At 73.5% G+C, this 25,120-nt stretch carries 16 protein-coding genes; 6 read left to right on the plus strand and 10 right to left on the minus strand.

The annotated features are described in order from the left end of the window. Positions 1-28: 28 nt before the first annotated feature. Positions 29-865 (minus strand): SDR family oxidoreductase, encoded by an 837-nt coding sequence (locus RBH18_RS24420; protein ID WP_306211705.1) that lies wholly within the window; start codon positions 863-865, stop codon positions 29-31. A 78-nt stretch (positions 866-943) separates the two neighbouring features. Here RBH18_RS24420 and RBH18_RS24425 point away from each other — a divergent pair, with 78 nt between their 5' ends. Then, entirely contained in the window at positions 944-1,774 is an 831-nt protein-coding gene (locus tag RBH18_RS24425) for a helix-turn-helix domain-containing protein (RefSeq protein ID WP_306211707.1), read from the plus strand. Here RBH18_RS24425 and RBH18_RS24430 read toward each other — a convergent pair. The 4 genes from RBH18_RS24430 to RBH18_RS24445 all read right to left on the minus strand — a co-directional run bounded on the left by RBH18_RS24430 (position 1,738) and on the right by RBH18_RS24445 (position 7,248). Beyond that, entirely contained in the window at positions 1,738-4,278 is a 2,541-nt protein-coding gene (locus RBH18_RS24430; protein WP_306211709.1) for a M56 family metallopeptidase, read from the minus strand. The genes RBH18_RS24425 and RBH18_RS24430 overlap by 37 nt on opposite strands. Further along, complete coding sequence (locus RBH18_RS24435) at positions 4,275-4,736, minus strand: hypothetical protein (protein ID WP_306211711.1); 462 nt, start codon at positions 4,734-4,736, stop codon at positions 4,275-4,277. Before RBH18_RS24435 ends, RBH18_RS24430 begins: the two co-directional genes overlap by 4 nt. Positions 4,737-4,873: 137 nt before the next feature. Next, positions 4,874-5,155, minus strand: coding sequence for a hypothetical protein (locus tag RBH18_RS24440; protein ID WP_306211713.1), 282 nt, complete (start codon positions 5,153-5,155; stop codon positions 4,874-4,876). A gap of 35 nt (positions 5,156-5,190) precedes the next feature. Then, positions 5,191-7,248 (minus strand): MGH1-like glycoside hydrolase domain-containing protein, encoded by a 2,058-nt coding sequence (locus RBH18_RS24445; RefSeq protein ID WP_306211715.1) that lies wholly within the window; start codon positions 7,246-7,248, stop codon positions 5,191-5,193. A gap of 238 nt (positions 7,249-7,486) precedes the next feature. Between RBH18_RS24445 and RBH18_RS24450 the strand changes: the two genes are divergently transcribed. Together RBH18_RS24450 and RBH18_RS24455 are read left to right on the plus strand one after the other, a co-directional pair. Continuing rightward, positions 7,487-8,497, plus strand: a complete 1,011-nt coding sequence (locus RBH18_RS24450) for an aldo/keto reductase (RefSeq protein ID WP_306211717.1) — start codon at positions 7,487-7,489, stop codon at positions 8,495-8,497. Positions 8,498-8,572: 75 nt separating this feature from the next. Further along, on the plus strand, positions 8,573-9,727 hold the full coding sequence (locus RBH18_RS24455) for an outer membrane protein assembly factor BamB family protein (protein WP_306211719.1): 1,155 nt from the start codon (positions 8,573-8,575) through the stop codon (positions 9,725-9,727). 3 nt (positions 9,728-9,730) lie between these two features. On the opposite strand, the gene RBH18_RS24460 is transcribed toward RBH18_RS24455, so the two are convergent. After that, positions 9,731-10,852, minus strand: a complete 1,122-nt coding sequence (locus RBH18_RS24460; RefSeq protein WP_306211721.1) for a hypothetical protein — start codon at positions 10,850-10,852, stop codon at positions 9,731-9,733. A gap of 185 nt (positions 10,853-11,037) precedes the next feature. Between RBH18_RS24460 and RBH18_RS24465 the strand changes: the two genes are divergently transcribed. The 3 genes from RBH18_RS24465 to RBH18_RS24475 all read left to right on the plus strand — a co-directional run bounded on the left by RBH18_RS24465 (position 11,038) and on the right by RBH18_RS24475 (position 13,081). Continuing rightward, on the plus strand, positions 11,038-11,358 hold the full coding sequence (locus RBH18_RS24465) for a hypothetical protein (RefSeq protein ID WP_306211723.1): 321 nt from the start codon (positions 11,038-11,040) through the stop codon (positions 11,356-11,358). 65 nt (positions 11,359-11,423) lie between these two features. Next, positions 11,424-11,951, plus strand: a complete 528-nt coding sequence (locus tag RBH18_RS24470; protein ID WP_306211725.1) for a SigE family RNA polymerase sigma factor — start codon at positions 11,424-11,426, stop codon at positions 11,949-11,951. Then, entirely contained in the window at positions 11,948-13,081 is a 1,134-nt protein-coding gene (locus RBH18_RS24475) for a hypothetical protein (RefSeq protein WP_306211727.1), read from the plus strand. Before RBH18_RS24470 ends, RBH18_RS24475 begins: the two co-directional genes overlap by 4 nt. 54 nt (positions 13,082-13,135) lie before the next feature. Here the strand turns inward: RBH18_RS24475 and RBH18_RS24480 are convergent, their stop codons facing one another. From RBH18_RS24480 to RBH18_RS24495, 4 genes are all read right to left on the minus strand, one after another. After that, positions 13,136-14,191 carry a LacI family DNA-binding transcriptional regulator gene (locus RBH18_RS24480; RefSeq protein WP_306211729.1) on the minus strand — a complete coding sequence of 352 codons (1,056 nt, stop codon included), beginning with the start codon at positions 14,189-14,191 and terminating at the stop codon, positions 13,136-13,138. Between the two features lie 30 nt (positions 14,192-14,221). Beyond that, the gene (locus RBH18_RS24485) at positions 14,222-14,398 is read right to left on the minus strand and encodes a hypothetical protein (RefSeq protein WP_306211731.1); all 177 of its coding nucleotides are present in this window, start codon (positions 14,396-14,398) and stop codon (positions 14,222-14,224) included. A 212-nt stretch (positions 14,399-14,610) separates the two neighbouring features. Next, positions 14,611-15,939, minus strand: a complete 1,329-nt coding sequence (locus tag RBH18_RS24490) for a cellulase family glycosylhydrolase (RefSeq protein WP_306211732.1) — start codon at positions 15,937-15,939, stop codon at positions 14,611-14,613. 79 nt (positions 15,940-16,018) lie between these two features. Beyond that, the gene (locus RBH18_RS24495) at positions 16,019-25,108 is read right to left on the minus strand and encodes a MupA/Atu3671 family FMN-dependent luciferase-like monooxygenase (RefSeq protein WP_306211733.1); all 9,090 of its coding nucleotides are present in this window, start codon (positions 25,106-25,108) and stop codon (positions 16,019-16,021) included. Positions 25,109-25,120 lie beyond the last annotated feature (12 nt).

The following is a 25,120-nucleotide window of genomic DNA, read 5'->3' on the forward strand; positions in this document are numbered from 1 at the left end:
AGAATGGCTGCTCGACACGCTCCGCCGATCATTGCTGCGGTGACGCGACGGCATCGGTCGAGGCGGCGGAGGCCTGCTGCGGCTCGATCTGGGCGAGGCGCTCGCGCAGGGCGGCGGTGAGGAAGCCGTACGAGTCCGAGCCGAGCACCAGCCGCATCGGCGCCGGCTCGACGTCCGCGCTCGCGATGATGCCGGCGGCCATTTTCGCGGGGTCGCCCAGGGGCGGGCGGCTGCGATCTCTGGCTCCGCGGACCATGGCGGCGGGCGTGTTGTCGTAGGCGGGCAACGGGGTGGCCAAGTGCAGGCTGTCGAAGCGGAACTCGGTGCGGGCGCCGCCGGGCTCGACGATTGTCATGCCGATGCCGAAGGGGGCGACATCCTTGGCGGTGCCTTCGATGAAGCCCTCGATCCCCCATTTCGACGCGTGGTAGAGCGAGGCGCCCGGATTGGTGGCCTGCCCGCCGTACGAGGAGATCTGAATGACCCGGCCGCCGCCCTGCGCCCGCAGGTGGGGCAGCGCCGCGCGGACCACCTGGATCGAGCCGAGGAGATTGGTGTTGATCTGCTGGACGACCTGGTCGTCGGTCAGCTCCTCGGCGGCGCCGAAGAGGCCGTAGCCGGCGTTGTTGACAACGACGTCGATGCGGCCGAGCTCGGCGAAGGCCCGGTCGACGGTCGCGCGCACCGGGGCGGTGACGTCGAGCTGGGCGACCCAGAACCGGGAACCGTACCGGTCCTGCAAGTCGCGTACCGAGTCAGGCTTGCGCACGGTCCCGGCGACGCGATCGCCGCGGGAGAGGAGCTGCTCGGTCATGCGGCGGCCGAATCCGCTGTTGACGCCGGTGATGAACCACGTTCGTGTCATAGATTCAGTGTTCGCGGGCGGGCGGGAAGCGGGCAGATCCCCGGTGTTACCGGTACCACGAGGAACAGGAACAGAGCCATGGACAACGAGCTGGGCGCCTTTCTCCGCGCACGCCGCGAGCTGGTGCACCCGGAGGACGTGGGGCTGCGCGCGACCGGGCTACGCCGGGTGAAGGGTCTGCGCCGCGAGGAGGTGGCGTTGCTCGCCGGCATCAGCGCCGAGTACTACCTGCGGCTCGAGCAGGGTCGTGACCGCAATCCCTCGGCGCAGGTGCTGGAGGCCGTCGCGCGGGTGTTGCGGCTGGATGCGGACGCTACCGCGTACCTGCGGGAACTGGCCCGCCCGCAACCGCGCCGCCGCGGGCCGCGCAGCGTGGAAGAGGTGCCGGCCGGCCTGCGGATGCTGCTCGACACGATCAATGTCCCGGCATTCGTGGTCAACCGCTATCGCGACGTGCTCGCCGCCAATGCTCTGGCCGTGGCGCTGTCGCCGCTGATGGCACCGGGCACCAATCGGCTGCGGGTGCTGTTCACCGATCCGGCGGCGCGCGAATACCACCCGGACTGGGAGGACAACACGGCGAGCGTGGTGGCGCAATTGCGCGCGGAAACCGGCACGGACCCGGACGATCCGCGCCTGGCCGAGCTGATCGCCGAGTTGTCGCAAGCCAGTGACCGCTTCCGCCGGCTGTGGGCGCGCCACGACGTCCACCGCGGCGGCAGCGGAAGCGGCACCATCCGCCACCCGCACGCCGGCGACCTGTCCCTGCGCCGCGAGAAACTGGCGGTGCTGGGCGCCGACGGGCTGCAGCTGGTCATGTACCACGCGGAACCGGGCAGCCCGTCGGCGGAAGCGCTGGCCCGGCTGGCGGCTCAGTCCGGGAGTGCCCTGGACACCGTCCCGCGGTAGACCTCCGCGAGGTGATCCGCGCTGCGGTACAGGGCAGGCAGGTTGTCGGGGCACGAGCTCGTGAAGTCGCGCAGCTCGCGGATCGCGGCCCGGTACTCCACGCCGAGCCGGTCGTCGGGCGGCGGCGGGAAGCCCGCGGCGCGATCCGCGGCAGCCCGCTGCCGGCGGCACACGGCGGCCTGGGCAGCCTCGGTGTGCCCGTCGCGGTCACCGATCAGGTAGGCGTAGCTCGCCTGGTTCATGTCACCGAGGGTCATCAGTCCGCCGCCCATCAGCCAGGTGATCAGCCGGTGATCGCGTTCGACGGCGAGCTGCGCCGCGGTGGGCAGGGGCGGCGGCGCCAGCACCGGCACGGCATGACCGGCCGCCGGCGACCACACCGTCATGGCGAGGCCCCCGGCCAGTGCCGTCGCGACGGGTACGGACGCCCACCACCGTCCGGGCCCGGTCACCCCGGCAGGACGCCGGGTGCGGACGCCCAGGGCGATCAGCACCGCCACGGCGCCTGTCGCCGGTAACACCTGCAGCGGCCGCGCGGCGAGAATGCTGTCCACCTGCCAGCCGGCCCGCCGATGCAACTCGATCGTGGCGGCGCAGCACAGCACGGCCAGCAGCCAGGTGGCCCACGCCGCGCTCACCCAGTCCCGCCGCCGGGCCACGGCCAGCGCGATCACGAGCTGACCGGCGGCCGCCACGGTGAGTTCCCAGGCCGACGACACCAGGGCACCCTGCCCGCCGGCCGGGTGCCCGGCCGTCACACGCAGCAGCCCCACGACGACGGCCCATCCGCCGAAGGCGACGGCCGCCGCGATCGTCCCGTACCGGATGCGCCCGGTCCAGCCGTGGGTGAGCAGCAGCGGCACGAGCCAGAAGACGATGACCCCCACGACGGTGATCTTCTGGCCGGCGAAAATGAACACCATGACGGTCGTACCGGTCACCGGCGCATCCGCCGCGAGACCCGGGATGCCGGCGGCGTAGGTGCCCGCCTGTCGCAGCGCCGGGTTGAGGAAGGCGGTCCACGTGTTGTCGGCGGTGAACCGCTGGCCGTGCAGCTGGCCGGCACTCGCTGCGGCCAGCACCGTCAGCGCCGCCGCGACCAGCAGACCGCTGCAGCCGCCGGAGCGTGCCCCGAGCTGCCGGGCGCAGTATCCGGCCCAGCCGCACAGCACCACGCTCGTGCCGACCAGCAGTGCCATGACCACCAGACCCGGCATGGTGACGAAACCGTCGACCGCCACGCCATTGGTCTGCAGCGCCGCCACGTACCCCAGGCACAGCCCGCAGCCCAGTGCCAGTCCCGCGCGCGCGAAGACCCGCCCGGTGCCGCCCGCCTCCCGGTATGCCGCTCCCCGCCGCGCGATCACCCAGATCCAGGCAGCGATCCCGGCCGCCCACAGCCAGGTCATGATGTCGTACGAATGATTGCCGTACCGCACCACGTTGAGCTGCCCCAGCGCCGCGCTCAGGTGCTGCCACGCAAGTTGCAGTGCCAGCCCGCCCGCGAACACCTCCGCGAAGCCGGGCCGCAGCAGCAGCGTGGCGTCCCGCAGCACGGCATCGCGGGCCCCCCGGCTCGGATGGGTGGCGATCCAGCGCAGCACCCGCCGCCGGGGCTGCGCCGTCAGCGACCGGTAGGGGTCGTTGCTGCCCGTCCAAGCGGCCGCCGCCGCGTCGGCGTAGAGCTCCCGCGACCGCAGCACGGCGGTGCGCGCGACGTAGATGAGCGCGATCAGCAGGCTCAGCCGACCGGCGACACCGGCGCCGAACTCGTTGGCCAGCGGGAAGGAGGGCGGCAACCGCCACGGGTCGTGGCTCAGCAGCAGCGGGTCGGCGGCCACGATCAGATAGGGCACGACCGCCACGAGCAGGAAAGCCCGCCAGACGGCAAGTGTGGTGAACGTGGTCGTGACGTCCCGGTGCCGGACGTGGGCGAGCTCGTGCAACACGATGGCTTCGAAGGCCGGCCGGTCCCGCCCGGCAAGCGCGACCAGGCCCGCGTCCAGACAGATCAGGGGCCGGCGGCCGCGACCGAAGGCCAGCCCGCCGGCCCGCATGCTCGTCGCGTCGAGCAGGAACTCGGGCTGCCGCACCCCGGCCCTGGCCACCAGTGCGCCCAGGGGTGCCCGCAGGCTGTCCCTGATCTCCGGGAACTCGGCGAGCGGCCGCAGCCCGGCCCGGCGGATCTGCCGGCCCGGCCGGGTGTAGTAGAACGCCGCAGTGACCAGGGCCAGGGCGAGCAGGCCGGCGAGGAGCCAGCCGAGCTGCCACGCCATCGTCCCAGCCATGCACTCGTTGTAGGCGTGGCGTTCCGCGTCGGTGTTGGTGGGGCTGACGTACGCGCCGGTCCGCACCTCGCAGCCGGGGCCCGGCAGCGTCCCGTCGACCGGCCACAACGCGACCATGCTCCCGTGCAGGTAGACGGTGGACGACACCGCCAGCACGATCAGGGTGACGAGACGTTGGGTCGTGCCGGACGGCACGTCCTCGCCGGGGACTTTCACGCGTGGTGCTCCAGCAGGGCGCGGACCACTTCCGCGCACTGGTCGGCCAGCCGCGGATCATCCGTACGGACGCCGACCAGCTGCCGCACCCCGGCGACCGTCTCCTCGAGCGTCTCGGCGCCGACCGGCCCGGACGGCACCGGATCGCGGCGTTTCCGGAGCCCCTTGACAGCCTTGACGAGCCGGCGTCCGGTCAGGTCGGTTGCCCGGCCCAGCAGGTGCTCGTAGACGGTGGTCGCCACCGACAACGCCACCGGGGTCAGCGCCAGCACCACCGTGTCGATACCCGAGCCGAGCTCCGCGTCAGGGCGGGACCGCGCGTCGATCACGCCGCCGGGGTCGCTCAGGTATGCCCGGCTCACCGGCTCGAACACCACCAGCTCGTCCGGCGCCAGCGCGGCGACGATCCGCCGCGCGAACCCGGTGACGAACTGCTCCGCAGCTGTCGGTTCCCCCATCGTTGTCCCCGCTCTCCGCCGGGACCACGACGAGGATCCCGGGCGCAGCGCTCAACGAGGCCGCCGGGATGCGGTCGCCGACGGGTGCGGCTTATGCGGGCAAACGCGGAGAATGGCTCACCCGACAGGGGCGTCGCTCAGGGGCGGGGCGACTGGCGGGTCCAGGCGCGCTCGCCGCGGCGGGTGGTGGCGGCGACGCAGCGGCGGCAGATGTGGCCGATCTGGTCGGCGGACGTCAGCTGGTCGCTGGGCCGGAAGTCGAAGGGTACGTGCGGGAAGCGCCGCAGCCGCGCCTTGTGCAGCGGCAGCCCGCACACCGTCTGGTTCTGCCCCTGCTCCCACGCGTGCACCTCGCCGCAGGGCTGTCGCACCCCGTCGTCGTCGACCCATTCGCTGGACGCCGCCACCGCCTTGCTCATGGGGCGCGCATGCCCGCCGCGCCGCGTTTCACACCTCACCCGCCGGAGGCGGTCACGGGACGCCACAGCTGGAGGGCCGTGATGCCGAAGACGCCCGGTGCGGTGACGCGCAGGCGGTCGGTGGTCAGGGGCGGGTCGACGGTGATGCGGTTGACGGCGCGGCCGGCCGGGGTGGTGGGGTCGCGGCGCTGGCCGGGGACGTCGCGCCAGGTGGTGCCGTCGAGATATTGCAGCGCGTACGAGGCCGGGGCCCGCACGCCGCCGCCGTCGTCGTAGAAGGCGATGCGCACGTCCGAGATCGCCCTGGCCGCGCCGAGGTCGATCTGCAGCCAGTCGGAGGCGTTCGGGGTGCCGTAGTTCGTCCAGCGCGTCGTCGGCACGTCGAGGTGCCAGTCCTGGCCGTCGATGGCGTCGGCGGGGGTGTCGCCGGGCCAGGTGTAGGAGGCGGTGGCCCTCGGATATCCGGCGCCGGTGACGTTGACCGCGTCGTCGACCATCGGATCCTGTGCCCGGGCGACGGTGTCCACGGGCAGCGTGACGTCACCCACGGTGGGCCGGCTCAGCGCGAGTGCGCCGTCGATCCACACCCGGAAACCCGCACCCTTGCCGTACGCCGTCCCGTCGCGATCCCACACGACGGTCAGCTCCCGCCCGTGGTACGGCACGTTCTCGACGGCGAAGTGGTCCCATGACGCCGGGGCGAGCGGGGCGATGCGCACGGATGCGTTCGCCTGCGGCCGGATCCCGAGCAGCCCGGAGAGGATCAGATCGGTGTAGGTGGAGTGGTTGTAGTCCTCGCTGTGCCCGTGGCTGTCGTAGAGCCAGCGGTTCTCGTCGGGGTGGTGCGCCTCGGCGACGTACGGGCGGCCGTCCTTGCGCTGGGTCAGGGCGTATCCGCGCAGCAGGGCCAGGTAGTCGGCGCGGTCGACGGCGGACTGGGCCGGGTAGCCGAGCAGCTGGTTGGCCAGGGCGGTGAGGGTCTGGCTCGTCGCGTAGGGCCAGCTCGGGCCGTCCCAGCGGCAGCACCCGTCCGTCGCCTCGTGCATGAACCACGGGCTGCGGCGCTCGGTGGTCGCCGGCCCGTACGCCGCGGCAAAGCCCTGCGGATCGGTCAGCTGCGCCCAGGCCGGGGCGGAGGAGGCCGGCGGCATGTGGAAGTACCACGGGACGTATCCCATCAGCTCCCGGTCGGATATCGGCGCGAACGTGTCGCGCTGCACGTGCTGGTAGAAGGTCCCGTGCCACAGCTTGCCGAGGTTGGTACGCAGGGCGGCCGCCTCACGCTCGTACCGTCGCGCGGTCGTGGGATCCCCGGCCCGGCGCAGGATCGCCGCCAGTGCGAGCGCGTCGCCGTACTGATAGGCGTTGAGCGTCGGCCGGAAGCCGTCGCCGCCGTGGTAGGGATCCGCGGTCTGGTAGGAGCCGGCGGTGTACTCCATGGCGTCCCACACCGGGGTCTGCCAGTAGAGGCCGCGGGCGCTGTCGTAGTTCGACGTCTTCCAGCCCTCGTACTGCCGGCGCAGCGCGGGCAGCCGGTCGACGAGGAACTGCCAGTCGCCGGTCACCTCGGCGCGGGCGACGGCGGCGTCGACGGCCCAGAAGGAGTACTGGTGGGCCCAGTCGGTGGTGTTCTTGTTGAGTTCCTCGGTAGCGGGCTTGGCCGTGGATCCCGAGCCGGTCAGCCAGTAGTCGAGATAGTCGTCGAGGTAGCGGCGGTCGCGCAGCCAGCGCCCCTCGTAGAGGTGGTGCCCGGCCGCGGCGTTGATGCCGCCGAAGGGCGCGGAGTAGCCGACCGGGCCGAGGAACTCGGTGACGATCCAGCCGTCCGCGGCGCCGGTGTACTTCAGCGCCTCCTTGAACGTGCGCCACCGGTAGTAGTAGGTGGCCTCCAGGTCGGCGTCGGGCAGGTCGACGAAGGGGATGTTCGCCTCGTACCAGTCGGGCTCGGCGAGGGTGCCACCCGGCTCCGCGGCGGAGGCCAGCAGCGCCGGGTGGTCGAGGAAGCTCGTTCCGCGCGGAGCCGCATGAGCGGCGGCGGCCCCGGGCAGGAGCAGGGCGAGGACAGCCGAGGAACGCACCCACCACGTCGACATGTGTCGATCGAATCAGCTCGCCGTCCGCCAGACAAGGGCATGGCCCTGAGTCCCGAGCAGCGCGAACGCCTGCGACAGCTTCTGGAGAGAGAACTGCGCGCCGCAGTCGCTCCCGCGCGGAAGGCGGCCGGGCCACCTGACACCGCTCTCGGACAGCCGGGCGGCGGCGCCGCGGGCACAGGCTCATGACGGCGACCATGGATGGCCGGATCGTGCCCGGTGGTGTTTGGATGGTCACATGGAGCACAGATACGTCGGCGCCAGCGGACTGCGGGTCAGCGAGCTCGGCCTGGGGACCATGACCTTCGGCAACGAGGCGGACGAGGCCACCTCGCACCGGCTGCTCGACCAGTACGTGGAGGCGGGCGGCACGTTCATCGACACGGCCGACGTGTACGCGGGCGGCGCGTCCGAGACCATCATCGGCCGCTGGCTGGCCCGGCAGGCGCGCGGCAGCGTGGTGCTCGCGACCAAGTTCTTCTGGGCCACCGGCTCCGGGGAGAACGACATCGGCGCGGGCCGGCGGCACATCCTCGACGCCGTGGACGCGAGCCTGCGCCGGCTGCGGACCGATTACATCGACCTCTATCAGGTGCACTGCTTCGACGCGGGCACCCCGATCGAGGAGACACTGTCCACCCTCGACGGGCTCGTCCGGGCCGGCAAGGTACGCCACCTGGGCGTCAGCAACTACGCGGCGTGGCAGCTGCAGAAGTCCGCCGACCTGGCGCGGCACCGCGGCTGGGAGCCCTTCGTGGCCGCGCAGCCGCTCTACAACCTCATCGACCGCGATATCGAGCTCGACCTGCTGCCGGTGTCGCGCAACGAGGGCGTCGGCATCATCCCCTGGTCGCCGTTGCGCGGCGGCTGGCTCACGGGCAAGTACCGCCGCGGCATGACGCAGGCGCCGCCGGACACCCGCTGGGAGGCCGACAAGCAGCCGTGGCTGGGCGACTGGGAGAACAGCGTCGACGAGCGCACCTGGACGATCACCGACACGCTGCTCGCCGTCGCCGACGAGACGGGCCGCTCCCCCGCCCAGGTCGCCCTCCGCTGGCTCCTGCAGCGCCCGCAGGTGACCGCCCCGATCATCGGCGCCCGCACCCCGAGCCAGCTCGCCGACAACCTCGGCGCCACCGGCTGGACCCTGGACGACAAGCACATCGAACGCCTCACCGCCGCGGGCGCCAAACCCCTGCCCTACCCGTACGCCTACCTGGCCCGCTCCCCCCGCACGCACCAGCTGTGATGTCCGGGAACCGGCAACGCCACCAAGGGCGGCATATGCGCCGAATCACGTATATCTGCCCTTAAAGTCCCCGTCATGATCCGACGCGTGTGGGCCGTGGCTGCGGTCCTCGTCCTTGGTGCCACCGTTCCCGCCACCCCGGCGCCCGCTGCCGGCCCGTCGACGTGGCCGCAGCCCGGCTCCGACTCCGGCAGGTCGTTCTACAACCCCGGTGAAAACCTGCTGAACAGCTCCACCATCGGCAGACTGAAGCCGCGCTGGACCGCCCCCGCGGCACCGTCCGACTGCCCGGGCAGGGTCGGCCCGGTCGTCGCCGGCGGGCTCACACTCACCCAGGACACGTCCGGGTTGGTCGCCCGCGACTCGGCCACCGGGCGCACGGTGTGGCGCGACACCCGGATCTTCTTCGACCGGCTGGCCTATCACCTGGTCGTCGCGGGCACGACCGTGGTGGTGACCTCGAGCGACAGCCTGTGCGGCATCGAGGGCGGCGACGCCGACGGGTACGTGTGCGCCTTCGACCTGGCGACGGGGCGCCTGCTGTGGCGGCAATCGCCGAACACCGATGCCGCTCAGCTGATCGTCACCCGGGGCATGGTCATCGTCAGCGGCAACGACTACGGCACCGAGCCGAACGTCGAGGCGTACCGGCTGGCCGACGGCACCAGGGTGTGGGCCGACGGCGACAACACCGACGGGAGGCGGACCCTGTTCTCGCTGGTCCCGGTCGGGAACGATGTGCTCATCACCCAGGGTGGAGTGCCGCGACGGGTGGACGCGGTCACCGGGCGGACCACCGGCAGCTGGTCGTCCGCGTGGACCCCGCTGGCCGCGTACGGGGACTGGCTCTTCGTCGGGGACAGCGCGGACTGGTCGCTCAAGGCGATCCGTGTGTCCACCGGCGCTGTGGCATGGTCGGCCGACCGGGTGTCCGGCCGGGTCGCCACCGACGGACGGCGGCTGTACCTCGCGACCGGCACCTCTTTGGCGGCTTACGACGTCCCCTCGGGCAGGCGGGTCTGGAGGGCCGGACTCGGCGCCGAGGTGGGCCAGCCGCTTCGCGCGGGCGGCCTGGTCTATGTGTCGCTCGCCGGCCGGCCGGTGGCCGTCCGCAACGCGGCCACCGGCGCGAAGGTCGCCACCGTGCCGCAGCTGTCCGTGGTCTCGGCGATCGCCGGCGGTCGTCTGGTGGGCGCCGGCGCGAAGGGCCTGGTGGTCCTCGGGGTGTAGGGGTCAGCGCGGGCCGGGGTCGGTGACGATGTCGACGGCGGTTTCGATGATGCGGTTGAGGGTGGAGCGGTTGGCGAGGGCTCCGGTCACGCCGCCCAGCGGGTCGGCAGCGCCGTGCGGGGCGCGGTCGAGGGTGCCGGTGAAGACGCCGCCGAAGACGGTGCGGATGACTTCGGCGACCGCTTGTTCGGGGGGTTCGCCGCCGCCCAGGCGCTGGTCGATGGCGCGGACGGCGTCGGCGGCGAGGCGTTGCAGCTCCGCTTCGACGTGGGCGTCCGGGTCGCCCAGGGGCAGGGGTGCGGCCGGCTCGCCGTAGGCGTCGAGGGCCGGGGCCGCCGCCACCGGGGCCTGCTTGGCGCCGAGGGGGCGTTCCACGTAGGACTCGTACCAGGCGGGCCTGCGGCGCATGACGGCCAGGACGTGCTCGACCTCGCGGGCGACCGCGGCGGGGTCGCTGCCCGGCCAGTCGCCGGTGCGGCGGCCGCGTTCCTGCGCCCACGACTCGAGCGGCCAGACCTCGTGGCCGGCGGTGCCGGTGGTGCCGACCCAGACGAGCATGTTCGTGGCCAGGGTGGTCAGCCAGCCGTCGTGGCCGAGGGCGTCGGCGAGCCAGCCGGGCAGCCGCGGCCGTTGCAGCGCGCCGCGGCGGCCACGCTGGCGCCGGTAGGCGTCGACGGTCGCCGCGTTGAGCCGGGACGCGACCCAGGCGTCGAGGTTGGCGATCGGGCGGTCGGCGTGCGCGAGCAGGTCCTCGACCACGGCCTCGACGTCGTCGTGGAAGCGGTCGAGGCAGTCGTCGGCCAGGTTCGACACGCCCGCGGCGCAGGCGGCGTGGCCCCGCTGCAGCTCGAAGCGGCGGGTCAGCCGACTGAAAACGATCGGCCAGGCGAGGTCGTACGCGGCGCCGGTCAGCGCGGTCCGTTCGGCCCCCTGCGCGCGCGCCGCGACGGCCGCCAGCTCGCCGCGCCCGGCCAGCTCGCGCAGCCGTCCGGCGCCGGTCCGGACCAGCCTCGTCCGGGTCTCGCCGATCACGGGTCGCCTGGCGTACATGCCTTGCGGGGCGGCGTTGGCCGCCCGCAGCCGTTCCGCGCGCAGCTGCGCCGTCGAGCTGTTCGAGAAACCCACGCCAGGCTCCTTCCGAGGGACCGTGATCGATGGTTGAAGCTTGGCGGAACGGGCCGCGCGCGGGGAGGGGCCCGGGAGCGATGCACCGGTTCGGAGGCCGATTCCGCACACACAGGCGGATCGGGTGCGACCGATCGGCGGAGCATTCCGGCTAGTGGATTGACTACGTGAGTAGGGTCGTGGCCATGCCGTCCGACGTGCTGCAGGCTCTGCGCGACTTCGTCACCCGCATCGATGCCCTCGACCCGGCCGCCGCGGCCGCCGGCGAGCTGACCGTTGACCTGGCCGGACGCTCCGAGCGGCTGGTGCTGCGGGAGCCGGTGGCCGCCGCGCTGGTGGCGGCCCTGCGGGCGTACCAGGATCCGCGTGACCACGGCGTGTGCGCGCACTGCGGCGGCCTGCTGGACGGCAACTTCGCGTGCGCGTCGTGCGGGGTTGTCAACGGCATCTTCGGTCAGGCCCTCACCGACGTGGTCATGCGGCGGCGGGCGATCGAGAGCTCCTAGGGGTGCAACCTTCCCTCGGGCCGTCCACGACAGACGGGTGACGGCAGCCGAGGGAAGGATCGCCGATGCGCCCGGAAGCGGAACGGGAGTACGAGGAGTACGTGCGGGGGCGGTTACCCCGCCTGCACCGCACGGCGTACCTGCTGTGCGGGGACGGGCACCGGGCGGACGACATCGTCCAGGTCACGCTCACCGCGCTCTACGTCCAGTGGAAGAAGGCCGCGCGGGCGGACAACCTGGACGGGTACGTGCACCGGATCCTGGTGCGCAAGTATCTCGACGAGCGCCGGTTGCGCTGGGCGGGCGTCCGGCTGGGTGAGGTGCCCGCGGAGAGCGTCACCGTCGCCGCGGCGGATCACCGGGTCGGCGAGCACGACGAGCTGGTCGCGGCGCTGCGGTCGTTGCCGAAGGGGCAGCGGGCCGTGGTGGTGCTGCGCTTCCTCGACGACCTGAGCATCGAGGACACCGCCGAGGCGCTCGGGTGCTCGGCCGGCAATGTGAAGAGCCAGTGTTCCCGGGGTCTGGCGACCCTGCGCGAGCTGCTCGGCGCCGGATCCAAGGTCGACACTGCGGGAATGAGGGTTCAGCCATGATCGAGGACGAGCTCCGGGAACGATTCGGTACGGTCGCCACGCCGCCCAGCCGCCTGCGGGTGGACGAGCTGGTCGCAGGCGGGCGGCGCACTGCCCGGCGGCGGCGCGCGCTGCAGGCGGCCGGCGGGGCCGCGCTGGCGGTCGGCGTGCTGGTCGCGGTGCCGTCGTTCGTGTGGGGCGGCACCCGGGCCGCCCCGGTCGCGGGCACCGGCGCGGTCGTGCGCTGCGAGGCGGCGAAGCTGCCCGTGCCGGCCGGGCTCACGCAGGTGGAGCTGCAGGCGGTGGACCCGGGCGGCCGGTACGTGATCGGCAACGACGTCCGGGTGAGCACCGGGACGACCGACGCGGGCAAGCCGGACCGGATCGGCACGTCGCAGCCGGTGCTGTGGACCGACGGCAGCCCCACGGCGCTGCCGAAGGGCGGGAAGAAGTCGGTGTACGCCGCCGGGGTCAACGCGAGCGGCACGGTGATCGCCATGGGCGGTGACGACACCGCGTGGGACACCGTCCTGCGTTACACCGCGGGCGTGCCCACCGAGCTGCGGCTGCCGGCCGGCGACTGGTCGGTGCGGATGTTCCCGTCGATCAACGCCGCCGGCGACGTCGTGGCCACGGTCGGGCCGGTCGGCAGCGTCGTGGTGGGCGGCACGGTCCTGCTGTGGAAGGCCGGCTCGACCGAGCCCACACGGCTGCCCCTGCCCGCGGGCGCGCAGAGCCGCCGGCTGGGTGACGACGGGCGGATCTTCGGGTTCATGAGCGACGGCGCGTCGTCGTGGGCGTGGGACCAGCGGGGCACCGGCACCCGGCTCGACGCGCCGGCCGGGCAGACCGCGACGCTCAGCACGGCGCGCGGCGACTACGCGACGGGCACCCTGTCGCCCTCCGGCGAGGTGGGGCGGTGGAACGTGCGTACCGGCGAGTTCCGGCGGATCCCGATCAACGCCCCGGTGGACAGCGTCAACGGGCAGGGCTGGCTGATCATCGACAGCGCCGTGTACCGCACGGACGCCGACGTGGAGCTGGCGGCCGTGGACGGGGTCGCGGGCTCGGCGCGGGACCTGTCGGACACCGGCGCGGTGGTCGGCACGGCGGGGACCAACGTGCCCGTGCGGTGGACGTGCGCGGACTGACCGATCAGGGCTTGGCGGTGGTGCCCGCGCGGTGGACCTGCGCGGGCTGACCGATCAGGGCTTGGCGGTGCTCTTGCGCACGATCAGCTCCGTGGGCAGCAGGAGGTGGGTCGCGGCGACCGGCTCACCCGTGCGCGCGGCGGTCACGGCGGCGGCGAGTGCCGCGGCGGCGGCGCGGCCCTTCTCGACCACATCCTGGCGTACGGTCGTCAGGGCGGGCCAGGCCTGCGCGGCGAGCGGGCCGTCGTCGAAGCCGACCACCGACAGCTCGCCGGGCACCGAGATGCCCAGCTCGCCCGCGGCCTGCAGCACGCCGTAGGCGACCGCGTCGGAGAAGCACAGCACCGCCGTGGGCCGGTCGGGGCGGTCGAGCAGCAGCCGGGCGCCCCAGCGGGCCTGCTCCAGGTCGTCGCCGCCCTGGCGGGCCACGAGCGGCTTGATCCCGGCCGGTTCGAGGGCATCGAGCCAGCCGAGCAGCCGCTGCCGGGAGGCGTAGCCGTCGGCGGCGATGTCGCCGGGGTCGATGAGCCCGTGCGGGCCGTGCGCGCCGGACATGAGCAGCGCGACGTGGCGGTGGCCCAGCGCGACCAGGTGCTCGGCGGCGGCGCGGGCCCCGCCGCGGTCGTCCACGTTGACGCAGGGCACGCCCTCGACCGGCTGCTGGTCGACGTAGACCAGGGGCAGCCGGCGCCGGACGAGATAGCCCAGCGCCTCGGACGTCGGGTCGCAGGAGAAGACCAGCGCCCCGTCGATCGCGACGTCGCGGGCCGGGATGATCGGGCCGCTGTCGGCCGAGGTCAGCAGCGTCATCGAGAGCCCGGTCGGCGCCAGCCGCTCGGCGATCGAGCCGAAGAAGCTGGTCGCCACGAGGTCGGTGAACGCGTAGCGCAGCGAGGTGGTCAGCAGCACCCCGACGGCGCCGGTGCTGCCCGTGGCCAGGGCCCGCGCCGCCGGGTCGGGCCCGACATAGCCGAGCTCGTCCGCGGCGGCGAGGATCCGCGCGCGCAGGGCGGCGGAGAGCTGGTCGGGCTTGGAGAACGCGTTCGACACGGTCATCCGGCTGACCCCGACCCGGTCGGCGATGGTCTGAAGAGTCACACGGGCCGCCACGTGCTCCAGGCTATCGCTTCGCACCTCGAATCACGCGGGGGCGATCACGTGGGCTGCCCGGACAAGCCCGGCGGCGACGGCCTTCCGGACCACCCGGGTCCGGCGGGGACGGGTGCGATCGGGCCGGACCGGCGCGTCCGGAAGGGCACTGTGCAGCTCGTGGTCGACGGCGTGGACGGCGGTGATGAGCGCGGCGGGCAGTTCCATGGTGGCTCCCCTCGGGTCTCTGTACCGGTACAGTAGCGCCGCTCTTCTGTACCGGTCAAGACCTTCTTCATGCCGGGGACGATCGCAGCCGCGGACGTCCACGATTCCGCGCACACAGCCCGGGCGGCACGACATGTCGTGCCGCCCGGGAAGGCCGGCGACGAGCGGGCCGCACCACGTCGGTGACGAGCCCGCCGCACCGCGCCGGCGGGTCAGCTTGCCGTGCAGGTCAGGGCCGGGGCGGTGTTCGCGCCGGTCCACGAGCCCAGAAAGCCGAAGGTGGCGCTCGCGCCCGCGGCGAGGCGGCCGTTGTAGCTGACGTTGCGGGCCGTCACGGCCGGGCCGGCGCTGGTCACCGTGGCGTTCCAGGCCTGCGCGACGGTCTGCCCGTCGGCGTACGTCCAGCCGACCGTCCAGCCGTTGATCGGCGCGGCGCCGGCGGTGACGCGTACCTCACCCTGGAAGCCGCCGGTCCACTGGCCGGTCGTCGCGTACGTCGCGGTGCAGGCATTGCCGGCGGGCGGGGTCGTGGGGTTGCTCGGCGGGGTCGACGGCGTGCCCGCGCCGCCGTAGATCGTCGCCTCCTTCGCGGTGGCCTTGATCCCGTTCGCGCCGTTGAAGATGCGCTGCCCCCACGTGGTGAGCTGCGCCGGGTCGAAGTTGGTGGCCATGTCCAGGACGGGATCGGTGTTGCCGGTCCACGACCAGCCCAGATAGCCGAGGTCACGCGCCTCCGCCTCGGCCAGCAGCGTCTCGTGGTCGACCTGGCTCGCGTCGAAGCGCCACCCGAACTCGCCGATCACCAGCGGCCACCCCTTGTCCTCGAAGGTGTCCAGGTACGAGGTGATCGAGGCCGCCGTGTTGAACACCGCGTACATGTGGATCGACAGCACGGTATTGTGCCGCGTGTCGGCATCCAGGACCGCCTGGGCGTTGTCCCGCATCACGTACTGCCAGTCCTGACCCCAGTTCGGCGCGTCCACCATCAGCAGATGCTCGAACCCGGCGGCCCGCATCTTCTGCACCGCGGCGACGGTGGCGGCGGTCCACTGACCGGGGTTGGTGTTGCCGATCGGCTCGTTGCCGATGTTGATGACGACGTAGTCCTCCTGCCCGGCCAGCACGCTCTTGAGGCTGATCCAGTAGTCCGCCGCCTGATCCAGCGAGTACGCGGCGGCATCCTCGCCGTAGCCGGTGGTGTCGTGGTCCTCGAGCACGCAGATGAGCCGGTTCGCCTTGCACAGCGCGACGACGTTGGCGACGTCGGCGGCGGTGTTGGCGGTCCAGCGTCCGCCACTGAGCACGACGCGCAGGGTGTTGGCGCCGAGCGCCTTGACGTCGGCGAAGGTGCGGGTCTGCCCGGCGTACCAGGTGTGCATGTGGTTGATGCCGCGCATGACGAACTTCTGCCCGTTCGCCTCGACGATGTCGCGGCCGCTGACGTGCAGGCCGGTGGCGGCGTACGCGGGCGGGACGAAGAAGAGCACGGAAGCGGCGGCCGCCAGCAGCGCGGCGCCGAGGGTGGCAAGTCGGCGTCTCATGCGGAGCTCCGATCAGGGGGACGAGGGTGGGAGCGCTCCCAGACATTGACGCACGTCATTAACACGAACGCAACACACCTCAGTCGTCCAGGGGCTTCGCGGGGTCGGCCAGGACGCGCTCGACCAGCTCGACGTAGCGGGCGGCCCAGGCGGCCACCGTGGACTCGGCGAAGAGGGCGACCGCGTAGACGATCTCCAGGCGCAGGCCCCCGCCCGGCAGCTCGGCGAGCTGCCAGGCCTGGTCGCCGCGGGAGCCGGTCGTCTCGATGTGGCCGGCCGGGGCCGGGTCGACGCCCGGCAGGCGCAGGCAGGACTCGCCCTCGTCGAGGGTCGCGAAGTAGACGCGCTCCGGCGCGGTCAGGCCCAGCGCCGCGGTCTGCACCCGCGACGGCACGGACTGGCGGGCCAGCATCTGCCAGTTGGCCTCGGTGGTACGGGCCACGAGGTCGTCGAAGCTGGTCACGCCGCCGGTCGGGACGACCAGCCAGGCGGCGCTGGCGAAGATGCCGACCACGCGGTCGAAGCGGGCGTCCGGGCGGTTGGCGACGGTCGAGTTCAGCGGGATGTCGTCGAGCCCCGTGAGCTGGTGGGCCAGCCAGGCGAAGGCGGCGGCCAGGACGGCGTAGGGGGTGCTGGTCCGGCTGGTCGCGTACGCACCGACCCGGCGCATCAGATCCGGCGACAGATCGACGGTGTACGCCGCCCCGGCCCGCGACACGTTCGCCGTACGCGGATGATCGGTGGGCAGGGCGAGGGTGCGCAGGTTCGGGAAGCGTCCCGCCCACTCGCGCAACTCCGCCTGCGTCGCCGGGTCCCGGAGGTGGTCTTGTTCCCACGCGGCGAAGTCGACGAAGTCCGCGTCGAGAGCCGGCAGGCCCGCGGGCTCGCCGGTGACCGCCGCCCGGTAGAGGGCGCCGAGGTCGTCGGTCAGCACGTCGAGCGACCAGCCGTCGCAGATGCCGTGGTGGATGGCGACCAGCAGCTCGTGGACCCCGTCGTCGGCCAGCAGCGCCACCCGGAAGCCCGGCTCCGCATCCAGATCGAAGCCCTGCGCGGCCCAGCCGGCGGCGATCGTGTCCCACTCGGACTGTCCGGCATGCCGGACGGGCAGCGGGACCGGGCGCGGGCGCAGCACCTCCTGCAGGACCACGCCGTCGCGCTCGGCGTAGCGGGTGCGCAGCGCCGGATGCCGCTCCACCAGGGCGGTGACCGCCGAGGCCAGCGCCTCGACGTCCAGCTCGCCGCGCAGGCGGAAGCGCACCGCGATGGTCAGTACGCTCGGCACGTCGCTGGCCAGGGTGCTCTCCCGCTGCCGCGCCTGCACCACCCCGGCCGGCGCGCTGCGTACCACCTCGGAGGGCTCCGACGAGCGCAGGAAGGCGGCCATCTGCCGGATCGTCGGCGCGGACAGGAAGTCGCGGACCGACGGCGCCCGCCCGAACGCCGCCCGCACCGCGTTGAGCAGCCGGATCGCGCTCAGCGAATGGCCGCCGGCGGCGAAGAACGTCTCGTCCGGCCCGATGCTGCCACGGCCCGTCTCCGCGCACCACATCCCGTGCAGCCGCGCTTCGAGACCGTCCCCGGGAGAGGGCACCGGCGCCCGGTCCAGCTTGCCGTTGACGGTCGTCGGCAGCGCGTCGACGAGCATCCACGCCGCCGGGATCATGTATCCCGGCAGGTGCACGGCGAGGGCCTCGGTCAGGGTCGCCGGTGTCACGCCGGGGGCGGCGGGCACGACGTAGGCGGCCAGCTGCACGTCGCCCCGGTGGTCGGGGCGGGTCAGGACGGCGGCCTCGCGCACCGACGGCAGGCCCCGGAGCCGGTGCTCCACCTCACCCGGCTCGACCCGGAAGCCGCGGATCTGCACCTGCGCGTCGGTGCGGTGCAGGAACTCCAGCTGCCCGTCGCCCCGCCAGCGGCCCCTGTCACCGGTGCGGTAGGCCGGGCCGTACCGGTCGTGGCGCACGAACCGGCGCGCGGTCTCCTCCGGCGCGCCCAGGTAGCCGTCGGCGAGCTGCACCCCACCGGTCCAGAGCTCCCCCGCCACGCCGGGCGGCACCGGCTCGCCGTCCTCGTCCAGCACCCGCACCCACATGCCCGGCACCGGTCGCCCGATCGGCGGCACCCGCCGGTCGCCCGCGGGCACCCGGGCGGTGGTGACGGCCACGGTCGCCTCGGTCGGCCCGTAGATGTTGGTCACCTCGAACGGCAGTCCCGCCGGGCCGCCGTGGTGCAGCCGGTCGCCGCCGACGACCAGATGCCGCAGCTCGCCGGCGCCCCCGGACCAGTCGAGGTCCAGCAGCAGCTCCCCCATCGGCGTGGGGAGCATGACGACGGTGATCCGCTGCTCCACGAGCCACTGCCGCAGCGCCACGGGATCCAGGCGGACGTCGTCGGGCACCGGGTGCAGGCTCGCCCCGGCCCGGACCGCCGGCCACACCTCCACGCAGGACGCGTCGAAGCCGGGGCTGCAGTACCAGCTGAGCCGGTCGGCGGCGGTGATGCCCAGGTCGCCGATCCACCAGGCGACGGTGTTGGCGAGGGCGGCGTGCGGGACGCGGCATCCCTTCGGGCGGCCCGTGGATCCCGACGTGTAGAGGACGTAGGCGATGTCGGCCGGCTGCGGCGACACGGGCTCGGGTGGCGTGTCCTCGGAGGCGATGGCGGGATCCACGCGTACGTGATCGGCGAGCGGGACGGCGCCGACCACCGCGACCACCTCGGCGGCCGTCGCGATCCCGGCCAGGCGGGCGACGGGCTGGGCCGGATCCAGCGGTACGTAACCGGCGCCCGTCCACAGCACTCCGAGCATCGCGGCGACGGCGTCCGCGCCACGCGGCAGATGCACGCCGACGAGCCGCCCCGGACCGGCCCCCGCGGCGATCAGCTGCGCGGCGATGGCGGCGGCGCGGCGGCGTACCTCGGATGCGGTCACCACCCCGTCGGATCCCCGCACCGTCAGGCTGTCGGGAAGGTCGAGGGGCGTCATCAGACGGTCGGCGTGCGGCGCGGGCGGGCCGCCGTCCTGCCAGCGGGTGAGCAGGGCGGCGTCGGCGGCGGTCAGGCGGGGCAGGGTGGACAGGGGCGCCGCGGGGCGGGCGAGCCCGTCGTGCAGGGCCGCGCGGAAGTGGTCGAGCACACGCTGCGCGGTGGCCTCGTCGAACAGGTCGGTGGCGTAGTCGAGGCGGCAGTCGATCGTCGTGCCCCGGCCGGTCAGGACCAGCGTGAGGTCGAAGGGGGCGCGGCGGGCGGTGATCGGGAGCGGCTCGGCGTGGACCCCGGGCAGGTCGAAGGCGAAGACGGGCGCGCGGTCGTACTCGATGACCACGTCGAACAGCGGCGTGCGGCCCGGCTCGGCGTCGTCGCCCAGCGCTGCGACGATGGCGGGCAGCCCGGCGGAGCGGTGGTCGTGCGCGGCGAGGACGGTGGAGCGGGTGGTGCGTACCAGATCGGCGAAGCCCTCCTGGTCCGCCACCGGGATCCGCAGCGGCACGGTGCTCAGGAACGCGCCGACAACCCGCTCGGCGCCGGCCGGGCGGTCCGCCACCGGCGCGCCGATGACCAGGTCCGGCTCCCCGGTCAGCCGGCGCAGGGCGACGGCCAGGGCCGAGACCAGCACGCTGTACGCGGTCACGCGCTGCTCCCGGCAGAACCGCCCCAGCAGCTCGTGGTCGCCGGCGCCGATCGTGGCCCGGACGCTGTCGCCGGCGCCGGTGCGCACGGGCGGGCGCGGCCGGTCCACGGGCAGCTCGGGGCGCGGCGGTCGCTTCGCCAGCGTGGCCGTCCAGTGGCCGAGGTCGGCGTCGCAGGGATCCCCAGGGTGCGGAAGGGGTTGCACGGCGGGCAGCCCGGGATCCCGCCCGGTTACGAACGCCCGGTACGCCGCGGAGATCTCCTCGGTGAGCACCTCTGCGGACAACGTGTCGATCACCAGGTGATGCATGCGCAGGACGAGCAGATGCCGCTCGGGGCCCTCCCGGAGCAGCCGCGGCTCGAACAGCGGGCCCTCGGCCAGGTCGAACCGGTGCGCGGTCTCCGCGTCGGCCACCTCCGACTCGACCCCGTCGGTGACCGGCAGCAGCAGCGGCCGGTGCGCGCCGATGAGCAGCCGCGGCTCGCCGTCCTGCTCGGGGAAGGTCGCGCGCAGCATCGGATGCCGCTGCACCATCAGGTCCAGCGCGGCGCGCAGGGCATCGGCGTCGAGGGCGCCGGTCAGCCGGACGACCGCCGACTCGGTGTAGGCCGGGCCGGGATCCGACTGCTCGGCGTGCCAGATCGCCCGCTGCGCCGCCGAGGGCGCCGGGGCCGCCGTGAGCCGGTTGATCCGGGGCAGGGCCGCGAGCATCCGGCCGGGCGGGATCCCGAAGTCGACGAAGCAGCCGATCTCGTCCACGCCGAGCGCGGTCAGCCGGTCCAGCAGCGGCGCGGCCTCGCGCGGGCTGCCGATGAGGGCACGGTCGGCGGTGTAGCGCTCGTACGCCCGGCGGAACACGAAGGCCAGATCCTCGGGCGGCGTCCCGGCCAGGTCGACCCGCATGCCCAAACTGTTGGTGAGCTGCCCGAACAACGCCAGCGACGAGCGCAGATAGTCGCAGAACGGCTCGAAGGCCTCCGCCCGCGCCCGGTCGCCGTCGTCATCCAGATAGGTGTGCAGCAGCAGCACCACCCGGCCCGCCCCGGGATCCAGTCCCGCCTCGGCGCGGGCGCGGCGGTACAGGGCGATGTTGCCGGCGAGCTGGTCGACGCTCTGCGCCATGAGGTTGGTGATGACCCCGAGCCCGGCCGCCCCGGCACGCCGGTAGCTGTCCGGGTTGCCGACGACGGCCGTGAAGAAGTCCGGCATCGCCTGCACCGGCCGCGGGAACAACCGCACCCGGGTACGGCTGCCGTCGCCCGCGGTCGCCTCCACCTCGGCGCCGCTCCACAGTTCGCGGATCCGCTCGATGCCCTCGTACATCCGGTCGCGATGATTGCCGTACGCCTCCGGGGCGAGCACGAAGTCGCGGGCGTGCCAGCCGCTCGCACACCCGAGCGCCACCCGGCCGTTCGAGAGGTTGTCTACCATGGACCACTGCTCGGCGACGAGAATCGGATCGTGCAGGGGCAGCACGACGCAGCCGGCCCGCAGGCCTATCCTCTCCGTGCGCGTGGCGAGCGCGGCGGCGAGCACGGCCGGATCGGGGAAAATGCCGCCGAAGGAGTCGAAGTGCCGCTCGGGCAGCCAGACGGCATGCAGCCCGTGCCGGTCGGCGTAGACGGCGGCGTCGATGATGGCCTGATACTTGGCCTGGGCGCTCTCCCGCGGATAATCCCCGAAGAAGTAGAGGCTCAGATCCGGCTGCTTCCCGGAGCGCGTTGCCGCCTCGAGTCCTGTATCAACTGCGTCGAAGGGCGGCCGTGGCGGCATTTCCTCCGCGCCTCGCGGGTTTGCCTGGTGCTCACGCCGCACGGCGTCAGAGATCGTTCCCTGTCGCTCGCGCCGCACGGCATCAGGCGCCTTTTCGTGTGGCTCGCGCCGCAGGGCGTCAGGCGTCCTAGGAACCTGGGTTGATGGGGTGATCGGGCCGGTCCGCGTTCCTTCGCGGGGGAAGAAGCCCGCGTCGCGGAGCTCGGTCAGGCTGCCTTTCACCGCGTCGGTGATGACGGCGAGATCGGTGTCGGTGTGCGCGGTCGACAGGAAGAAGTTGCGCCATTCCCAGACGTGCACCCCGGCGAGCAGGAGGTGGTGGAAGAACAGATCCAAATTCGCCGTGGAGGCGAAGCGGAACAGCGAGCCGAAATGCAGCGTCCGCAGCGGGAACTCCTCCGCCGCGAAGAAGTCGTTCAACGTGCCGGCGAGGGCTGCCGTGCGCTGGTTGAGCGATTCCTGCAGGCCGGGCCCGGCGTCGCGGAGCCGAGTCAGCACCGCCTTGGCGGCCACCATCGACACCGGGTGCTGCAGATAAGTGCCGCCGAAGAAGGTGGTCTCCTGCGGCGGCGCGCTGTCGTCGCCGTACTGCCAGAAGCCGCCGTCGACCCAGTCCATGATGTCCGCTCGGCCGGCGATCGCCCCGATGGGATAGCCGCCGCCGAGGACCTTTCCGTAGGTGGCGAGATCCGCCCGTACGCCGAAGACGCCCTGCGCGCCGCGCTGATGCGGCCGGAAACCGGTCAGCATCTCGTCGAAGACGAGCACGATGCCGTGGCGGTCGCACAGGGCGCGCAGTTCCCGGACGAAGGCGGTCGGCTGACGGTCGGGATGCCGGCTGGGCACGGGTTCGAGGACCACGGCGGCGATGCTCCCGGCCTCGCGCGCGATGATGTCCAGGCTGGCCGGGTCGCCGTAGGTCAGGACGCGCATCTCCGCCACGGCCGACTCCGGGATGCCCGCCGACACGGGCACGGTCCGCCACGGCCGCTCGCCCGGGCCGCCCGGCACCGAGCGGCTCAGCACCGGGTCGAAATGCCCGTGGTACGACCCCTCGAACGTCACCACCACCGACCGGCCCGTGTACGCGCGGGCGATGCGGAGCGCGCCGGAGTTGGCCTCCGTACCCGTGGTGGCGAAGGCGGCCCGGTCCATGCCGGTCAGTTCGCACAGCAGGTCGGCGACCTCCCCGGTCTCGGCGCTGCGTGGCCCGAATCGCATGCCGGAGTCGAGGAAGTCGCGCACGGCGCCGGTGACGACATCGGGATCGTGTCCGAAGAGCAGGGTGCCGAATCCCATGGTGATGTCGACGTATTCGTTGCCGTCCACGTCCTCGATCCGCGCGCCCCGGGACCGGCACGCCGCGATCGGGTAGAGCATCTCCTTGGTGGCGCGCCGGAATCCGACGACGGCGCGGCTGTCCGCGAGGGTGCGGCGGTGCTGCTGGGCGAGGCGCTTGGAGGTGGCGGTGCGGGCGGTGTAACGCTGGATCAGGCTGTCGACGTGGCGCTGCTGCCGTTCGGTGAGCCGTCCGCCGGCGGCGCTGGCCGCGGCGCCGAGCGGTCGTGGCCCGAGCTGCGCCGCCACCGTCGGCTCCGGAGCCGGCTTGGGTGCCTCGAAGGCCGGCAACGGAGTCACCGGCGCCGGGGCCGAGCGCGCTTGGAGCTGCTGGGCCATCAGGTCGGTGAAGCGGCTCATCAGCTCGAGCTGCGACCGCACGATGTCGTCGGAGACCGTGGCCGCGCCGGAGGAGACAGGAACGCTCGGCGCGGCAGGCACGCTCGGCGCGGCAGGCACGCTCGGCGCGGCAGGCACGCTCGGCGCGGCAGGCACGCTCGGCGCGGCAGGCACGCTGGACGCGGAGATAAAGCTGGGAGCGGAGGGAACGCCGGACGCGGCGGAGGAAGTAGACGCGGCGGGGACGGTGGGAAGGGCAGGCGCGGCAACGGGTTCGGGCTCGGGGGCGGGCGCGAGGGAGGGCGCGAGGGCGGCAAGGCGGTCGGGGGCCATCCGGGCGGTGACGGCCTCGGCGAGCAGGGCCGCGGTGTCGTGCTCCTCGAAGAGCTCGCGCATGCCGAGGCGTACGCCGAAAGCGGCCTCCACGTCCCGCAGCAGGTTGATCATCAGCAGCGAGTCGGCACCCAGGTCGAAGAACGGCCGGTCCGCCGGGATGTCGCCGGCGCTCGCGCCCAGGTGACGCGCCACCATCTGCCGCACCCGGTCGAGCACGACGGCAGCGGGCGCGACGGCGACGGGCTCGTTCGGCATGGGACGGGAACCTCCAGCAGCGGGGGGAACGGAAGGGGCCGCCCAGTGCCGGTCGGCGCGGAACGGCATGGTGGGCAACGGGATCCGGCCGCCGCCCGGGGCGAGGCTCGTCCAGTCGATCGGGATCCCCCGGACGAACAGCTCTCCCGCGGCCCCGGCGAGCGATCCGCCCCGGCGCTGCACGGGCGTCCACGTGCTCCCCGGCCACTGCGTGCCGAGGCCGGTCAGTACCGCACCGGGCCCGAGCTCGACGAAGTGCGGACTCCGGGCACCGGCCAGGATCGTCTCCACGCCGGCCTGGAAGTCCGCGCGGTGGCGGGTGTGCCGGCGGACGTGGCCGGCGCCGAGGACCGTCCCGGCGGGGATGACCGTGCCGTCCGCGCCGGCCACCAGCGGAGTGTGCAGCGGGCGCCAGTCCAGCATGGCCGCCTGGGCGCCCAGATCGCCGAGGATCGGATCCATGGCCGCGGAGTGGAAGGCGTGGCCCATGGCCAGCCGCCGATGGCCGATCCTCGCCTCGTCGAGGGCGGCGCAAGCCTGGGACACCGCCGCGGGCGTGCCGGACAGGACCTGGTTCTCCGGGCCGTTGCGGACGGTGTGCGTCAGGCCGGGCAGGGCGGCGCAGAGGCCGGCGGCCGTCTCGTCGTCGGTGAACACCGCGACAGCGGCGCCCGGCTCGGTGCGGTGCCGCATCAGGTGCCCGCGCAGGCCCGCGAGGAACATGGTGTCCGCCACGCTCAGGGCGCCCGCGAGGCAGAGGGCCGCGTACTCGCCGGCGCTGTGGCCGATCAGCTGCTCCGGGCGTACGCCGATGGTGTGCAGGAAGCGGGCCTGGGCGATCTGCAGGGCGACCAGCGCGGGTTGCCCGGCCGCGGTGTCACCCGGCGCGATCGGCGCGAGCAGGTCGGTGCTCCACCAGCGGGCGTGGTGGGCGGCGCACTCGCGCAGGACCTCGCCGGCCACCGGCTGGTGCAGCAGCGAGGCGATCGCGGCCGAGACGTCGCCGCCCTGCCCGGCGAGGGCGAAGACCACGGGACCGGCCGCCGCCGTGGTGGGAGAAGCGATGCGCAGGGCGTGCGCCGCCTCGGCCGCGGTGGCGGCGTGGACGACGAGCCGCTCGGTGTGCCTCCGGCGGCCGGCGCCGAGCGTGGTGAGGACGTCTCCCGGCCGGGGCGGATCGGGCGCGTCGAGACGGTCGGCGAGGCGGTGCGCCAGCGTGGTCAGCTTCTCGGTGGTCGGCGCCGACAGGGGGATGACGTATCCACCGGTGGCGGGGGCGGGATCCGATCGCGGCGCTTGTTCGACGATGACGTGCGCGTTGGTGCCACCCACGCCGAGGGCGGACACGCCGGCCCGGCGCGGCTGGTCCGCGGGCCAGTCCATCGCCGCCGTGGGCAGGGTCAGGGCGCCGCCGGCCACGGGATCGCGCAGGCCCGCCACCGGGGGGATCCGGCCGTGCCGTACGGCGAGGACGGCCTTGATCAGACCCGCCAAGCCCGCGCAGGT

It is taken from the genome of Actinoplanes oryzae, assembly GCF_030757795.1.
GTDB lineage: Bacteria > Actinomycetota > Actinomycetes > Mycobacteriales > Micromonosporaceae > Actinoplanes.

Excerpts from the sequence above, each read along its gene's own strand:
- RBH18_RS24490 (WP_306211732.1), bottom strand. The coding sequence starts at position 15,939 with ATGAGACGCCGACTTGCCACCCTCGGCGCCGCGCTGCTGGCGGCCGCC.
- RBH18_RS24475 (WP_306211727.1), top strand. The coding sequence starts at position 11,948 with ATGATCGAGGACGAGCTCCGGGAACGATTCGGTACGGTCGCCACGCCG.
- RBH18_RS24485 (WP_306211731.1), bottom strand. The coding sequence starts at position 14,398 with ATGGAACTGCCCGCCGCGCTCATCACCGCCGTCCACGCCGTCGACCAC.
- RBH18_RS24425 (WP_306211707.1), top strand. The coding sequence starts at position 944 with ATGGACAACGAGCTGGGCGCCTTTCTCCGCGCACGCCGCGAGCTGGTG.
- RBH18_RS24455 (WP_306211719.1), top strand. The coding sequence starts at position 8,573 with ATGATCCGACGCGTGTGGGCCGTGGCTGCGGTCCTCGTCCTTGGTGCC.
- RBH18_RS24450 (WP_306211717.1), top strand. The coding sequence starts at position 7,487 with ATGGAGCACAGATACGTCGGCGCCAGCGGACTGCGGGTCAGCGAGCTC.
- RBH18_RS24420 (WP_306211705.1), bottom strand. The coding sequence starts at position 865 with ATGACACGAACGTGGTTCATCACCGGCGTCAACAGCGGATTCGGCCGC.
- RBH18_RS24470 (WP_306211725.1), top strand. The coding sequence starts at position 11,424 with ATGCGCCCGGAAGCGGAACGGGAGTACGAGGAGTACGTGCGGGGGCGG.
- RBH18_RS24445 (WP_306211715.1), bottom strand. The coding sequence starts at position 7,248 with ATGTCGACGTGGTGGGTGCGTTCCTCGGCTGTCCTCGCCCTGCTCCTG.
- RBH18_RS24465 (WP_306211723.1), top strand. The coding sequence starts at position 11,038 with ATGCCGTCCGACGTGCTGCAGGCTCTGCGCGACTTCGTCACCCGCATC.
- RBH18_RS24440 (WP_306211713.1), bottom strand. The coding sequence starts at position 5,155 with ATGAGCAAGGCGGTGGCGGCGTCCAGCGAATGGGTCGACGACGACGGG.
- RBH18_RS24435 (WP_306211711.1), bottom strand. The coding sequence starts at position 4,736 with ATGGGGGAACCGACAGCTGCGGAGCAGTTCGTCACCGGGTTCGCGCGG.